General features: G+C 39.5%; 14 protein-coding genes. 4 read left to right on the top strand and 10 right to left on the bottom strand.

What is annotated here, in order from left to right; all coding sequences use genetic code 11:
- The first annotated feature begins 18 nt into the window (after positions 1–18).
- The gene (locus L1283_RS17505) at positions 19–858 is read left to right on the top strand and encodes a sulfurtransferase (RefSeq protein WP_088160433.1); all 840 of its coding nucleotides are present in this window, start codon (positions 19–21) and stop codon (positions 856–858) included.
- A gap of 1 nt (position 859) precedes the next feature.
- Here L1283_RS17505 and L1283_RS17500 read toward each other — a convergent pair whose 3' ends face one another.
- The 4 genes from L1283_RS17500 to gyrB form a co-directional block, all read right to left on the bottom strand.
- Complete coding sequence (locus L1283_RS17500) at positions 860–2761, bottom strand: RecQ family ATP-dependent DNA helicase (RefSeq protein WP_145328218.1); 1902 nt, start codon at positions 2759–2761, stop codon at positions 860–862.
- Entirely contained in the window at positions 2758–4743 is a 1986-nt protein-coding gene (locus L1283_RS17495) for a ComEC/Rec2 family competence protein (RefSeq protein ID WP_158638879.1), read from the bottom strand. Before L1283_RS17495 ends, L1283_RS17500 begins: the two co-directional genes overlap by 4 nt.
- Positions 4744–4838: 95 nt before the next feature.
- Positions 4839–6875 carry a helix-hairpin-helix domain-containing protein gene (locus L1283_RS17490; RefSeq protein ID WP_145328216.1) on the bottom strand — a complete coding sequence of 679 codons (2037 nt, stop codon included), beginning with the start codon at positions 6873–6875 and terminating at the stop codon, positions 4839–4841.
- A gap of 158 nt (positions 6876–7033) precedes the next feature.
- Positions 7034–8992, bottom strand: a complete 1959-nt coding sequence (gene gyrB, locus L1283_RS17485; protein ID WP_088160429.1) for a DNA topoisomerase (ATP-hydrolyzing) subunit B — start codon at positions 8990–8992, stop codon at positions 7034–7036.
- Positions 8993–9183: 191 nt separating this feature from the next.
- Between gyrB and L1283_RS17480 the strand changes: the two genes are divergently transcribed.
- The gene (locus L1283_RS17480; protein ID WP_088160428.1) at positions 9184–9801 is read left to right on the top strand and encodes an OmpH family outer membrane protein; all 618 of its coding nucleotides are present in this window, start codon (positions 9184–9186) and stop codon (positions 9799–9801) included.
- 88 nt (positions 9802–9889) lie between these two features.
- Positions 9890–10795, top strand: coding sequence for a magnesium transporter CorA family protein (locus tag L1283_RS17475; RefSeq protein ID WP_088160427.1), 906 nt, complete (start codon positions 9890–9892; stop codon positions 10793–10795).
- On the opposite strand, the gene tsaB is transcribed toward L1283_RS17475, so the two are convergent.
- From tsaB to mscL, 5 genes are all read right to left on the bottom strand, one after another.
- Positions 10790–11497: a tRNA (adenosine(37)-N6)-threonylcarbamoyltransferase complex dimerization subunit type 1 TsaB gene (gene tsaB / locus L1283_RS17470; RefSeq protein WP_145328215.1), complete on the bottom strand. Its 708-nt coding sequence runs from the start codon at positions 11495–11497 to the stop codon at positions 10790–10792. The two genes, L1283_RS17475 and tsaB, sit on opposite strands and share 6 nt — an antisense overlap.
- 14 nt (positions 11498–11511) lie before the next feature.
- Positions 11512–11766 (bottom strand): membrane protein insertion efficiency factor YidD, encoded by a 255-nt coding sequence (gene yidD / locus L1283_RS17465; RefSeq protein WP_075991293.1) that lies wholly within the window; start codon positions 11764–11766, stop codon positions 11512–11514.
- The gene (locus L1283_RS17460; RefSeq protein WP_286710330.1) at positions 11729–12145 is read right to left on the bottom strand and encodes a ribonuclease P protein component; all 417 of its coding nucleotides are present in this window, start codon (positions 12143–12145) and stop codon (positions 11729–11731) included. The genes yidD and L1283_RS17460 overlap by 38 nt, the downstream gene beginning before the upstream one ends.
- A gap of 60 nt (positions 12146–12205) precedes the next feature.
- Complete coding sequence (gene rpmH, locus L1283_RS17455; RefSeq protein ID WP_075991291.1) at positions 12206–12364, bottom strand: 50S ribosomal protein L34; 159 nt, start codon at positions 12362–12364, stop codon at positions 12206–12208.
- A 239-nt stretch (positions 12365–12603) separates the two neighbouring features.
- A complete protein-coding gene (gene mscL, locus L1283_RS17450) occupies positions 12604–13011 on the bottom strand; it encodes a large-conductance mechanosensitive channel protein MscL (protein WP_046673978.1) in 408 nt (135 codons plus the stop codon).
- A gap of 277 nt (positions 13012–13288) precedes the next feature.
- Between mscL and L1283_RS17445 the strand changes: the two genes are divergently transcribed.
- Positions 13289–13930, top strand: coding sequence for a response regulator transcription factor (locus L1283_RS17445; RefSeq protein ID WP_120335355.1), 642 nt, complete (start codon positions 13289–13291; stop codon positions 13928–13930).
- Positions 13931–13959: 29 nt separating this feature from the next.
- Here L1283_RS17445 and L1283_RS17440 read toward each other — a convergent pair whose 3' ends face one another.
- A complete protein-coding gene (locus tag L1283_RS17440) occupies positions 13960–15102 on the bottom strand; it encodes a sugar phosphate isomerase/epimerase family protein (RefSeq protein ID WP_248933074.1) in 1143 nt (380 codons plus the stop codon).
- Between the last annotated feature and the right edge of the window lie 40 nt (positions 15103–15142).

Genomic DNA, 15142 nt, shown 5'->3' with positions numbered 1-15142 from the left:
TCAATAAACGTTATTGTTATGTCATTCAAATCAGCCTTAATTAACCCCACCGAACTTCAGGAATCACTGGGACAGCATACAGACATTGTCCTCCTCGATTGCACCATCGACAAAGTTGGTCAATCCATCAAGGATACCAAGTTCGAAGTTCTTCCCCATTCTCAATTTTTTGACATCGAAGGGAAACTTTCGGATGCTACTTCCAAATTACCGCATACCCTCGTTTCTGCAGCGGTATTCGAAAGGGAAATGCAAAGCCTGGGAATAAATCAGGATAGTACGGTCGTATTATATGACAGATGGGGCGTTTATTCAAGCCCAAGGGCCTGGTGGATGTTTAAGGTCATGGGATTTGAACAGGTCTTTATTTTAAATGGCGGTGTTCCTGCTTGGAAAAATAACAAACTGCCCGTCGTAGACCAGTATACAACCGCTGCAAGTCCCGGTAATTTTAAAGCCCAATTTCAAGCAAACCTTTATGCCGATAAAGAGTATATCTTAACACATTATCGGGATACTCAAGTGAATATTTTTGACGCCAGAAGTAAAGGTCGATTTAGTGGTTTAGTAGCTGAACCCCGGAAAGGCCTTCATGGTGGGCATATCCCCCATTCCAAAAATCTCCCTTTCGAAGAATTATTTGACGGAATCGTTTATAAACCCGTTGATGAATTGAAACAGCAATTTGATCATTTTAATGCGACCGGAAATGAATATGTATTCTCCTGTGGATCGGGTATCACGGCCTCAGTCTTAGCATTTGCTTGTCATCTCGCTGGTCATGAGCAAATCCGTGTATACGATGGTTCTTGGTCAGAGTGGGGCCGTGAAGAGCTCAATCTACCCATCGAGAAATAGTTTAAAACAAGGTATTCCAAGAATAGAGATTATCCTCCAAGCGGATTTTTTCGGCATCTAGGAGATTACGGATGATCTCTATTCTTTTCTTTTCTGTGCCTATCGTCAAACTCGCCACCAAATCATGAATGTTTTTGGCTTCAGCAAGTAAACTGCTTTTGATTTCTGCTTTTATATTTGCCCGCTGCTTTTCCTGATGATTGCGGATCAGACATAAATCGCATACTTCACAGAATCCCGCATTTTTCTCTCCAAAATATAACAACAGCGATTGACTGCGGCAATTGCTCTGTTCAATATAACCGATCATGCCATTGACTTCCTCTTCCTTCACCTGATGGCGATCGCGAATAAAAATATGATCGATATGCAGGTGTTTGTAATCGACTCGGTTCTGCAAAAAGGTCAATTGTGGCGCATCTGTAGAAGGCAGATAGCTCGCTATTTCCAGTGTCTCCAACGACTTCAACAGCTCGACAACACGATCATAAGGCAGATCTAACTTACGTGCAAATTCATATTCATTGATGAGGATATAGTTTTCAAATACACCACCATAGCTGCGCAAAATAGCCTTAATAAGCTTATCATATTTGACATACTGCACCTGAACTTTATACAATTCGGCGCTATCAATTTCAAACTTAAAGCGTGAAGGTATTGTAACAGCTTCTGACAAAACCAACCAAGTGTCCCGCTCCAGAAACTTCAGCGCATTCATAACAGGAACCAACGGTAGCTGATATTTTTTTGCAAATGCAACAACATCAAAATCTACAGTCACTCCTTCTCCAGAACCATAGGGAATCTGAAAATGATTACAAAGGTAATGATAGGTCTGTTGAATAAATGGAATATCAGGAAAGCTAGCTTGCAAATTATCGACAAGTTTCCGCTCATCTGCCTTTTGATAAAGAATAACGGGATAGGCCTTCTTGCCATCTCTTCCTGCCCTACCGGCTTCTTGATAATAGGCCTCCAGCGAATCGGGCAAATCGAGATGAATGACAAACCGTACATCGGGTTTATCAATTCCCATCCCAAACGCATTTGTAGCTACAATAACGCGAACAACATTTGTCATCCACCCTTGCTGTTTCTGATCCCGTTCCTGCCCCGTGAGCCCGGCATGGTAATAATCTGCCGAAATGCCATTATTGACTAAAATACGGGCTATCTCCTGTGTTTCCCGCCGGTTTCTGACATAAACAATACCGGATCCACCCAACTTGTGTATGATGCGGACCATACGTCCCATCTTATCCTCTTCCTCAATGGCCATATAAGCCAAATTGTCGCGGAGAAAGCTTTTGACAAATACATTTTCTTTTGGAAAATTCAGCTTCTGCTGTATATCGCTAATGACACGCTCAGTTGCTGTCGCTGTAAGGGCCAGAAAAGGAACCTTGGGATGCAGTTCCCGTAACTTAGCGAGTTCTAAATAGGGAGGTCTGAAATCATACCCCCATTGAGAAATACAATGTGCTTCGTCTATCGCAAAAAGATTTACATTCATAAATCGTATGCGCTCCCTTACGATATCATTGTATAATCTTTCAGGAGAAAGATAGAGAAATTTTATTTGCCCATAGACGCAATTGTCCAACGTAATATCCACCTCCCTCTTCCGCATTCCAGCATAAATCGCGACCGCTTGAATTCCATTTTTTTTCAAATGCTCAACCTGATCTTTCATCAATGCTATAAGCGGTGTAACGACAATACAAATCCCTTCTCGCATCAAGGCAGGTACCTGAAAACAAATCGACTTTCCGCCGCCAGTCGGCAATAAAGCCAGTGTATCTTTACCTGAAATGACCGATTGAATAATTTCTTCCTGCAGGGGTCTAAATGAATCGAAACCCCAGTATTGCCTTAAGATTGATATACTATCTTGCGTCATAAGTTCTCCTTATCCCAAACATACGCAAAATTATCTTTCATGAGATAATTCTGTATTCCCAAACTATCCAACATACGTTTTGTATGCTTGGATTTCTCCATTGAATTGGATCCATCCAGTATAACAAGTTTTGGTCTAATTTGCTTCAATAAACGAGGTAAACCATTTAGTAAATTTTTTCTGACAATGACAAGGTCGGCAGGTGTCATTGTTCCCCCTGCATGCGATAAAATAGCAATTCTACCTAAAGGGAGCGTAACAAGATAGTTTTTCCGCTCCCGACCATTCAAAGCTACAAACTGAACTTTTTCCCTCGTCAGTAATTGGATTTCTCTTCCACATGCATATTGCAAGCCTCGGGATTGCAAAGAATCAAATGTGCTGTAAACGATACTGCGCCCACCTTTGAAATAGCCGATCGTCAGCTCATGTTTCGTATTATAGACCCGAAACCGTTCTACATCTTTATTTTCCAGGTATTTTTGCGCAGTGATCAATAGTATTCCAATTGCACAGCATCCCCCTAGCCAAACGTATTTTTTATCTTTCCATTGAAAAGCATATAAAAAAGAAAATAGTGCAAAATAGGTCAAAAATAGAAGCTCCAGCCCCATAGGTTCAACTTTTATTGTTGAAAAAGCCAAATGGTCAATAAATTTCAAGCAGTATAAGATGAAAGCGATGAGATGCTCCAAAAGAAAGCCCAATAAATCGTTGAGCCCCTGCATTGGATTGATTGTCATAATAAAACCGAGATACATCGCTAATGTTGAAGGGAAATCGACTAATACATTGGCTACCAGAAAATAAGTTGGAAATTGTCCAAAATAATAAAGGCTCAGTGGCGTTGTCAATAGCTGCGCAGCAATAGAAACAGCCAATGCATCTCTCAAAAGCCGTAATATCGGTCTTTTAACCGGAAGGAATCCTTCGACAAGCGGCGAACATATCGTCATACCCAAAACGGCTAAAAAAGACAGCTGAAAACCCACATCAGCAACAGCCCGGGGAACGGCCAGTAAAATCAATAATGCGGCAATAATAAGCGAATTCAGTGTTGAAAAGCTTCGTTTAAAATGCTGTGCACACAGCACAAAACTAATCATAATAGCTGCCCGCGTAATCGGCGGATCAAGCCCTGCAATAAAAGCATATATCCAGATCATACTCCATAACAAAATTAGTGGCAGCCATCTGAGATAGAAAGGCCAGGCAATTCGCTTGAAAATAAGGGATAAAAAACTGAATAAAACAGCAACATGCATTCCCGAAACACTTAGTACGTGTATCGTTCCCGTATTGGTGAAGGCCTGGATGCTTTCGGCACTGATATCGCTCCGGGAACCATATAATAAAGCTGAAGCAATAGCAAAGTGCTCATCCTTTTTGATATGGGGACGAAGCTTAACCAAAAAATATCTCCTCGTTTGTAAAGCGAGCCCAGTTAATGAAAAAGCCGTTGTTTCTTTCCTACTGATCAGCTTATACCGACCAAAGACTGCGAAAATTTCATGATAGATATGCTGTCTTTTCAAATACTGTCTATAGTCAAATTCCATTGGATTGAATGGCGGAGCTATTTCCTTTACTTGACCTTTTAACCACAATAGATCACCAAACTGCAGTGGGTTCTTCTGGCTGGATTTTAAAGATAACATCAGTCGACCTGTAGTTTCAACAAATTCACCTTTTTGGTAAGCCCCTACTACTTCCGCCGAAAAACGAATGATATCCCGCTTCACCTTGGGCTCTTCAATAATTTTGACTACATAACTATCGGTCACTATATGGGAGAAATGACTGATTGTAACCAAAGGGGCTTCGCGCCAAAATTGGAAAATCCCAAATAATACAACAGACACATAATACCCGTAGATGTAGCCATACTGGCGGATTCTTCCCTTTAATAAATAACAACAAAACGTTATCAAAACCAGCACAACCAATAGCTGCTGAACGCATTGGAAAATGTGGAACGACATAGGTAATTTAGGGGCGAAAAGAAGCGTCACAATATATAGGATCGCTATCTTAAGAGTAGGCAGCCGCTCTAATCTTTGTATAAAACTAAGCTCTTTCATAACTGCCACCGCAACTGTATCTTAACCTCTGACTTTCTATTACCCTCAATTTGGTCCAGTCCAGTCCCAATACTCTCTCGCCCCGGATAATAATAGACCGCATATTTGGTCCATACCTGAAGATGGCGGCTTAACCGATACTGCAGATTGAAATACATTCTCCATCCCCTTGTATTGTACATTCCAAAACCAGATGCATATAATACATCCTGCTCATAAGCATAGATCCGATTATCATAACTTGCCGCATCGAAATACGCAACGCGTATATTCGACTGAAATTTTCCCGCGCTAGACTTCCAGAGCAAATCTTGATAAAGCATATAACCGAAACTATTTTCCTGATACTCTTTTTGGAATAAATTAGCTTCTACACGGGAGCGAATCGTCCATATTGAACTTAGGCGGTAATGAAATTCTACCCTGAACTGCTGTTTGCTGGTATTTACAAGCCCGTGCTCGGTTTGTCCCTCTCCCTGGTAATTAACTTGTTTAAATCGGTTACGATAGCGCAATGAAAGTTGGCCTTTTTTGTACCACATGTAACTCAGCTGGCTAAAAAAATCAGCGCCTGTAGATAGCGTATCAGCCTGATACTTTGCTCCCGGGAAACGAAATATATCCGCATAATTGGACCAGAGCAATTTTCTACCCAATTGATACGTTAGTCCCAAATAAGCCCCCTGCTCGTTGGAGGTGTTATCCGATTCACCAAATCCCTGTCCATAAAAAGTATGAAAATTCTTTTTATAGTCCCGCAGCAATACAACCGATGATAAACGTGGATGCAAACTTATCATAGATCCTGCTAACAGTGCTGAACCGCCATCCATGCTGCTTGCATACTCACCAAATAAATAAGCATTCCGAATCGTATAGTTTCCATATAGACTTATATTTCGCAAAAAATCACCTTCAAAGTCCGCCTTTTGCCGTATACCATTGCCTTTTGTTTTAAAGACATTTAATTGTGTCTGATTGAAATGAACACCCATTTTGAACCGCTTATAGCGCCACAACAGATTCAATCCATAGGCCAGTTGAGATGCGGCATGACGGTATTGCTGTTCGGTTGCAGTCCGATGCAAGCCTGAGCTTGCGATCGTTGAAATCGTAGGCGGAGAAGTTGTACGGTTAACTTTTCCATCTATGGATTGGTAGGAGAAATAAGGTGTAATTTCAATGTGCCTAATCTGTAATGTTCCTGCAATGCCACGCATAAAATTAGCCTCATTTAATGACGTATATGACTTTACACCGATCCCTTGTCTTGCAGTATGCTGTACCAATCCCCCTTTTCCAAAATTCAGACCATTCCACATACTGAGTCCCTGGCCAAATTGCAACGCGTAATCGCCGATCACGATATTTTTGAAACGGCCTAAAGACTTTATTGATATACTTAAGCTATAGAAATCAAATCCCATTTTTTGCCTGTCTCTAAAAAATGGTTCCCCCGCATCTTTCTCCATATTAACTGCGAGATGAAACCCATCGTTTAACTGGGCTCTATACCTAACAGCATAGCGATTGGCATCGCCAAGATAATGGGATTTCGTCGTATCGACTATACGGTATCCCTTTGCTTTTTCGAGTATCCGGGCGTACCGTATTATAAATTCCTGTTTAAAATTTCTCGATTTCAGGGTTTCAAGGGGAGATCCCGGACCTACCCTTACGAAGGGTAACAACAAACTGACTATCCGCTCATTAAATCCTTCAATGGACTGTAGTTCGAGTACGTTGATAAAATTCCCTGAAATGGTCCTATGGGCCAATAGGTGCTCGATTAATAAAGGGTTCAAAAATTGTAATTCAGTGAGTTCTCTACCATCAGTTTTGTTGAGATCGATCGGGTGTTTGAGATAATGAGACCACTTTTCAGTGAATTCACTCAAATCAGCATCCTCAGGAAGCTCTTCCGATAAGCTTTCAAATAAATCTTGGAGATCGATTTTTTCATTTGTTTGCGCCGTACAGGTTAGTCCAATAAAACAACCTATAAAGAGCAAAATTTTGCTACAATATTTCATAATAGGTTTTAATTAATATTGGCTAAATGCTAGGCGATGAACATTTTATCCCGGCAGAAAAACGGTTCACTGGTATGAAATTAGGAAATATAAAAGAATAAAAAAAGCCTGATGAAATTTTTCATCAGGCTTTTTTTATTCTTTTATGATCAGATCAATTAAATATCAATTTTAGCATAACGTGCATTTTTTTCGATAAATTCACGACGCGGAGCAACTTCATCACCCATCAACATCGAGAAGATACGGTCACATTCTGCCGCGTTTTCAATAGTTACTTGTCTTAAAGTACGCGTTTCAGGATTCATGGTTGTATCCCATAACTGTTCTGCATTCATCTCTCCAAGACCTTTATAACGTTGTACGTGTACGCTATCCTCTTTACCACTTCCTTTCAAACGTTGAATTGCATTGATACGTTGGTCTTCATTCCAAGCGTACTCATGCTCTTTCCCTTTTTTCACCAAGTATAGCGGCGGTGTAGCGATATATACATATCCTCTTTCGATCAATTCCTTCATGTATCTGAAATAGAACGTCAAGATCAATGTTGTAATGTGGGACCCATCCACATCGGCATCGGTCATGATGATGATGCGGTGATAACGTAATTTTTCAATATTCAATGCCTTAGCATCTTCGGCAGTACCTACACTCACGCCCAAAGCTGTAAACATATTTTTGATCTCCTCATTTTCGTAGATCTTATGTTCCATCGCTTTTTCAACGTTCAGGATCTTACCACGTAAAGGCATGATCGCCTGATGCTTTCTATCACGACCAGACTTGGCAGTACCACCCGCAGAATCCCCCTCGACAAAATAAATCTCACATTTGGTAGGATCGTTGTCTTGACAGTCGGCTAATTTACCAGGAAGTCCGGAGCCCCCCATAACGGTTTTACGTTGGACCAAATCACGGGCCTTACGTGCAGCAGCACGTGCTTGAGCTGCAATGACAACCTTTTGAACAATAGATTTTGCCTCACGTGGATTCTCTTCCAGATAAACACCTAAGATCTCACCAACAGCAACATCTACAGCCCCCATCACCTCGGAGTTACCTAATTTCGTCTTCGTTTGTCCCTCAAATTGAGGTTCTGCAACCTTCACCGAAATTACAGCTGTCAATCCCTCACGGAAGTCATCACCGGTAATTTCCACTTTTAAGTTTTTAAGCAAACCTGACTTGTCCGCATATGCTTTCAAAGTACGTGTCAAACCACGACGGAAACCCGCAACGTGAGAACCACCTTCAATCGTATTGATGTTATTCACATAAGAATGGACATTCTCCGAATACGTATCGTTATATTGTAAAGCCAGTTCAACAGGGATACCTTGTTTCACGCCTTCAACATAAATTGGTTCAGGAATCAACGACTGACGGTTACCATCTAAAAATTTCACAAACTCTTTCAGACCACCCTCTGAATAGAATGTTTCTTTCTTTTCAGAACCGTCTTCATTAGTCTCCCGCTCATCATTCAACGTCAAACTCACACCTTTATTTAAAAATGCAAGTTCACGAAGACGATTTGCCAATGTATCGTAATTATAAACAGTAGTCTGCGTGAAAATTGTCGCATCTGGATGGAAGGTTACAATCGTACCCGTCTTATCCGAAACACCAACTTCTTTCACATCATACAAGGGCTTACCAATTTGGTATTCTTGCTGGAAAATCTTTCCATCGCGATGAACCTCAGCCTTCAAAAGGGTAGATAGTGCATTCACACAGGAAACACCGACACCATGCAGACCACCAGAAACCTTGTATGTATCTTTATCAAATTTACCTCCGGCGTGCAATACAGTCATTACAAGCTCTAAGGCTGATTTATTCTCTTTTTTGTTGATTCCTGTAGGAATACCACGACCGTTATCCCGGACAGAAATCGAATTATCTTTATGGATAGTAACAAAGATATCTGTACAATATCCTGCTACAGCTTCATCGATTGAATTGTCAACAACCTCGTATACCAAATGGTGCAATCCTTTTACACCGGTGTCACCAATATACATGGATGGACGCTTACGAACCGCCTCTAAACCCTCTAATACCTGAATATTATCGGCCGAATAGGTGGATGCATTTTTATTTTCTTCGCTCATTGAAAACCTCTTAAATGTAATATTCAAAAATACGAAATTTTGGCCGATTTATCAAGTCCGTGAACAAGTATTGAACCTATATTCCGAATTATAATACATAGGATAATTTTACTTTTTTATTACTAAAAACTAGAATTTCGATTTTTTTATGTTAGGTTTGTTTTCAGTAATAATTTGCAAATAACAAAAAAATGAACACTATATTTTCAATTGTATCGAAAGTTTCCTTTGGCCTTTTATTGGTTGGAACTATTGCATCATGTAACCAAGGTGCAAAAACAACAAACGAACCTGCAAAAAATGATTCCAATACGGTAAGCAAGGAGAGCCAGGGAAGTAACAAAGATAAAATCGTCTATTTAAACTCGGATTCACTTTCTGAAAAATATCAATATTTTAAGGACATTAAATCAAAGCTTGAAAACAAAGTAAAGAAAGCACAAACGGATCTGCAATCTAAAAGCACTGCATTCCAACGGGAAGTTGCCGAATATCAAAAAAATGCAGCTACAATGTCTGCCCCTGATAGACAAGCTACTGAACAAAAACTAGCACGTAAACAAGATGAGCTTGCACGTTTAGATCAAACAGCTTCTTCCTCTATTGCAAAAGACGAGTCTGAAGAATTCAACAATGTTTATAATAAAATTACCGAATTCCTGAAAAAACATGCAGCAGAAAATGGCTACAAACTGGTGCTGACCTATTCAAAAAGCAACCCAACTGTATTGTATGCTGACCCATCTCTGGAAATCACGAATGAGGTAATCAAACAGTTAAACGAAGAATATAAATCTTCAAACAAATAGAAGGTTATAATAATTTAGGAAAGCCATCAACTGAGTTGATGGCTTTTTTTATTTTCTTTCTTATCTTGTCCTTACTAAAATTGGATTTATGGTCAGAACGATTGTTGAAAAGGAAATCGCAAACTACGAATGGATAGATATAGCTGAGCCAACCTCAGAAGACTTCACCTTTATCAAAGAGCGCTTCAATTTGAATGAAGCTTCGATCAAGGATTCCAAAGAACCAGAACATCTACCGAAAATTGAAGAATTTGAGAATTATACCTTTGTTATTCTCCGTGTCATGTCGGACAATTTCAAGGAAAATTCAGACAGCATCGGGGAAATCACCGATCGCCTGACCATCTTCTACGGAAGTGATTTTGTGATTACTGTACACAAACGTCGTATCGAGTTTTTAGAAAAACTTAAGAATATTGAATTCACGTCCATCAAGACAAAAAATAGCCGTAAACTGGCTGTATTTATCACGACTGCGGCTGTATTCACCTTTAGTCAAACCTTAGAGCAACTTTCAACACGCATCGATGCATACGAAGAATTGATTTTCCTCAAACGCATGAAACAACAGCCAATACTGAAAAACCTCTATTTTATCAAAAGGCAGATTGATGTTGCACGAAAGGTCATCTTTCTCTACAGAGAGGTCGTTGAGCATTTTCATTCCTCGTCGAAAAAAGATGTCTATACCCGCGATTTAAAAGATCTCCAGGTCCGGACATCAACCTTGTACGAAAACTTATCGGAAAATGTAGCACAGCTACTGAATGTATATTTCAACATCTCGTCTAATCACACCAATGAGATTATGCGCATCCTGACGATTTTCTCCGTATTTTTTATGCCAATCACTTTTGTGGCAGGAATTTATGGAATGAATTTTAAAAATATGCCCGAATTAGAATGGTACTATGGATATCCAGTGGCCATGGGAATCATGGTTGCCATATCCCTTGCGATTTATTTGTGGTTCAAAAGAAAAGGTTGGCTATAATAAGCCAACCTTTTTCTTTGCAGGGGTAACCACAAAATCTTTAAGATAGAATGGCTCGAAATAAGCAACATCCTCAAACTCTTTCCGCTGAAATTTATCAAAGGCCAACAGCGATAGAAAAGCCGCGGAAACATTAAATCCGCTCAGCACATCCACGCGATCCGTTGCACTGAACAAATCCTGGAATTTATCGGCTCCCGAACCAAATAAATGGACACGATGGTAGTTCAGCAATAATTCATTGAAATACTCAACATCGATGATTTCCGCAGATGTCGCTCTCTCCAATATAGCGTTATGATTATAAACTGCTGTATAGACTTCCATCCGACGGGCATCGAGCATAGGAAGGTAAGCTTCATCTTCTGTTAAACCGAATTGCCCTTTATAGCCTAAAAACAACGCTTCTAACGTGTTAATAGCGATTAAAGGTACATCTAAGGCATAACAGAGACCTTTGGCCGTAGACACCCCTATCCGCAAGCCTGTATACGAGCCTGGCCCCATACTCACCGCAACAGCGTTCAAATCCTGCATCTTTCGGCCTGTCTGTTTAAGAATTTCCTCAATCAAAATAGTCAATTTAGCCGCATGAGCATTTGGTTCATCGAGATCGATGACTTGCAACGTTTGACCATTTTCACTCAAGGCAACCGAACATACAGCGGTTGATGTATCAATTTGTAAAATTAAATTATTCATCGTCGTTATAGAAATCAAGGTACAGGATCATGCCCATGGCCACCCCAAGGGTTGCAACGTGCGATTCGTTTCAAAGCCATCCAGCCACCTTTAAAAGGACCATATTTCAAAATAGCTTCCTTACCGTACTGAGAACAGGTAGGTGTATATCTACAATTGGCGCCTAAAAATGGTGAGATAAAAACTTGGTAGAAACGAATAATAGCCAAGAAAATAAAACTAAACAAGGGTCTAATCCCCTTTTTCCAAATAAGCTTCAGCACATTCATCCTGCAATTTTTTCAGCATTTTTTTCATTGCGGTGCTAAACACATCATACGCTAAGATCTGCTTGCCTACATATTGAATAGCTAAATACAAAGTTACATTATGTTTCAACAAAAACGGAATCAAATCATTCGATTTTTGTAAACGGTAACTCTCACGCATCATTCGCTTAATCGAATTGCGATCAACTGCTCTTTTGAACCTACGTTTGGATACGGAAATGATAGACTGACTGGAGGGAATATGGTCAGTCAAGTTGTTTTTCTCGAAGATAAAAACAACCCTAAACGGATACAAAACAAAAGAAGAACCGCTTTTAAAAAGCGCATCAATACGCCTTTTCGCACATAACCGTTCTTCTTTTGTAAATGTATTTTTCATACGATGACTTAATCTTACTAGAAAAAGCTCTTATAAGTGGCCACCGATCCTTGTCAAAGATTAACCTTTGTGACGGTATTCGTCAGACACTGTAAGACGTTTTCTACCTTTAGCTCTACGTGAAGCTAATACTCTTCTACCGTTTGCAGAGCTCATACGCTCTCTAAAACCGTGTTTGTTTCTTCTTTTTCTTTGCGATGGCTGAAATGTTCTTTTCATGACGCTATTATGCTAATTTGTTCTTACTTCAATTAATACAAAACTCCCCAAGAGGAATGCAAAAGTAAAGTTTATTTTAGACAAAAACAAACAATATTACGAACATTTAAAGTTAATGTGAAGCAGACAAGCTAATTTATTCAGCTACAGCTTCAAAAAACAATTTTTCAACTACCATAAAATAAAAATCAGCACAGTTTGACTGTGCTGATTTTTATAAATGAAGTATATACCTTACACTATTTATTTTTCAGAATATCCCTGATCTCAGTCAAAAGTGTTTCTTCTTTCGTCGGTGCTGCAGGTGCCGCAGGAGCTGCTTCCTCTTTACGTTTCAATGAATTTAAAGCTTTGATAACACAAAAAATACAGAATGCTACAATTAAAAATTGAATAACCACATTAATAAAGTTTCCATAATTAATGGATACTTCGGCTTGTTTAGTAGCCTCATCAGCGGCCTTCAGAATCAATTTTTTGGATGAAAAATCAACACCGCCTGTTAAATAACCAATGGGCGGCATGATAATATCGTCAACCAATGAGGTGACAATTTTACCAAAGGCTCCACCGATAACAACACCGACAGCTAGATCGACCACGCTGCCGCGCATTGCAAACTCTTTAAACTCTTTTAAAAATCCCATATTTAAATTTTTTAGTCCATAAATTATGACAAAACTAGTAATTGTCACATAAATCTAATTAAAATATGCCAACTTTTTATCGTTAAACTCATATTGTGCTATATTTTCTACCCTATGTCCTGTTTATATGAAAAGACACGCAACTCGCACCGCCCCAATTTTTATTAACTTAATTTCTTATATTTGCGCGTTAACTAGTAAAATATCAAGATATATTGTATATTGTTAGTACTTTATTTCATACGGTAATTAAAGCCCAGCATCAGATAGCATATCTATGAAAAAGATTCTTATAGCAGACGACCACGGTATTGTACGGTTAGGAGCCTCCGTTATTATTAAAGAAACTCTTCAAAAGGCAGAAATATTCCAAGCTGAAACCTTTGACGAGGTTCTTGAAAAAATAAAGGTAGAGGATTTCGACCTGTTATTGTTGGACATTAATATGCCGGGAGGAAATAATATACGGGTCGTTGAGGAGATCCTTCAAATTCGACCAAGCATCAAAATTTTGATTTTCTCGTCTTATGACGAATCACTATATGCGCTACGCTATATCGAAGCAGGAGCGGTAGGCTACCTCAACAAAACAACAGCAATGGCTGAACTTTCCAATGCCATTCTGGCTATTCAGGATAGAGGGAAGTATATGTCGAGCAATGTACAGGATCTATATATTCAGAAATTAACACAGAGCAAGTCTGAACTGACGAAGCTAAATCCGTTGGCACGTCTGTCAAATAGAGAGGTGGACGTTGCTAAACAATTAATAAAGGGACTGGGGATTATTGAAGTATCTAGCTTGTTGGAGTTAAGCCCTTCAACAGTGAGCACGTATAAAAGCAGAATCTTTGAAAAACTCAATGTTTCTAATATTCCTGAACTTATTGAACTTTTCAGAATACACTCCAACAACTAGTCATTTTGTTGGAGTGCATTTTTATCCTACTAAATTAACTCATCCATCGTAACAACTGGAACATCTTTTACGTTCAGGTCTTCTAAAGGCTGAGATTTCTTATAAGAATACCCCACCTCTGCTTCTAAATCCCATAACATCGGTGCTAAAAAGTTGAGGCAGGTCGTAAATCCTTGAACCGTTGCAGAAAAATCACCTGTATCTTTCGAATTCTTAGCTTCGTTTTCGATCTCAAAGGGACCACTGAAACCACGTTCTTGCAATAAGTCAACAAAGCCTCGCCAATCCATACTATCGGATCCACCAAAGCCAGGTAACATTGCCTCATAGTGATGTCTATCCCAGTCATGCCCAGGAATACTTACGTTGGCCTTTTTAGCCAATTCAGCATCAACATGCTGCATAGGGTACATTCCCCCCCAATCAATACGTGCAGCGGTCTGTAAATTACGTGTAGTCTTCACATGTATACGTTGTAAGCGGCTGATGTCTGTATTACGAATAACCTCAATCGGATTTGTATTTTGCCAAACATCATGTGAAGGATCATAAATCTCACCATGAGCTTTACTCGGAATCATCGCATACATTAATTTACGAGCAGCCAGCACAGCGGGAAGATTGTTATAGGTAGAGCTATAACGTGAAGAGCGCCATCCTTCCATTGGGCAGTTCTCATAGAGGATGGTTACACCTAAACTCTCTGCATAATTAACAATGGGAGCAAATACACGTTTGTATTCTTCAAGATTTTTTTGAAATCCATCAATTTGATTGCCCAATTCGTGATTATATCCAACGAATGTTCCTACCTTGACGTTATTTGCATCACCACCAAGCAAATGTGCAATACGGATCAATTTCAATAAATGATTTTGATTCTTCACACGTTGCTCAGGATCACCACCAATCATATTTTCAAAAGCACCAAGCGAAAGTTTTAAATCAGCCTGATTGAACAGCTCAATTATTTCCCTCGCTTTTGCAGGAGTAAAATCATCATAATCCAAATGTGTTGCAGTATGATCTTCTCGGGTACCATCTTTTCTAAACACACAGAGGTCTATCCCCCCCGCCCCGATTCTTTTGGTCGTCTGAATCAACTCCGGTAAGGATAATTTATCAAATGCAGAACTCATTACCCATACAGGGTTATTTAATTTTGTCGTCATAGCTTGTATAATTGTCTTATTTCGGTATTTAAAGATACTA

Source organism: Sphingobacterium sp. HSC-15S19 (genome assembly GCF_050433745.1).
In the GTDB taxonomy this organism is placed as follows: domain Bacteria; phylum Bacteroidota; class Bacteroidia; order Sphingobacteriales; family Sphingobacteriaceae; genus Sphingobacterium; species Sphingobacterium siyangense.
Note: the sequence above shows the minus strand (reverse complement) of the source record. Positions and strands in the feature narration are given on the sequence as shown.

Bases quoted from the DNA above. Each gene is read 5' to 3' on its own strand.
- L1283_RS17505 (WP_088160433.1), top strand. From the start codon at position 19: ATGTCATTCAAATCAGCCTTAATTAACCCCACCGAACTTCAGGAATCA.
- L1283_RS17500 (WP_145328218.1), bottom strand. From the start codon at position 2,761: ATGACGCAAGATAGTATATCAATCTTAAGGCAATACTGGGGTTTCGAT.
- L1283_RS17495 (WP_158638879.1), bottom strand. From the start codon at position 4,743: ATGTCGTTCCACATTTTCCAATGCGTTCAGCAGCTATTGGTTGTGCTG.
- L1283_RS17490 (WP_145328216.1), bottom strand. From the start codon at position 6,875: ATGAAATATTGTAGCAAAATTTTGCTCTTTATAGGTTGTTTTATTGGA.
- gyrB (WP_088160429.1), bottom strand. From the start codon at position 8,992: ATGAGCGAAGAAAATAAAAATGCATCCACCTATTCGGCCGATAATATT.
- L1283_RS17480 (WP_088160428.1), top strand. From the start codon at position 9,184: ATGAACACTATATTTTCAATTGTATCGAAAGTTTCCTTTGGCCTTTTA.
- L1283_RS17475 (WP_088160427.1), top strand. From the start codon at position 9,890: ATGGTCAGAACGATTGTTGAAAAGGAAATCGCAAACTACGAATGGATA.
- tsaB (WP_145328215.1), bottom strand. From the start codon at position 11,497: ATGAATAATTTAATTTTACAAATTGATACATCAACCGCTGTATGTTCG.
- yidD (WP_075991293.1), bottom strand. From the start codon at position 11,766: ATGAATGTGCTGAAGCTTATTTGGAAAAAGGGGATTAGACCCTTGTTT.
- L1283_RS17460 (WP_286710330.1), bottom strand. From the start codon at position 12,145: ATGAAAAATACATTTACAAAAGAAGAACGGTTATGTGCGAAAAGGCGT.
- rpmH (WP_075991291.1), bottom strand. From the start codon at position 12,364: ATGAAAAGAACATTTCAGCCATCGCAAAGAAAAAGAAGAAACAAACAC.
- mscL (WP_046673978.1), bottom strand. From the start codon at position 13,011: ATGGGATTTTTAAAAGAGTTTAAAGAGTTTGCAATGCGCGGCAGCGTG.
- L1283_RS17445 (WP_120335355.1), top strand. From the start codon at position 13,289: ATGAAAAAGATTCTTATAGCAGACGACCACGGTATTGTACGGTTAGGA.
- L1283_RS17440 (WP_248933074.1), bottom strand. From the start codon at position 15,102: ATGACGACAAAATTAAATAACCCTGTATGGGTAATGAGTTCTGCATTT.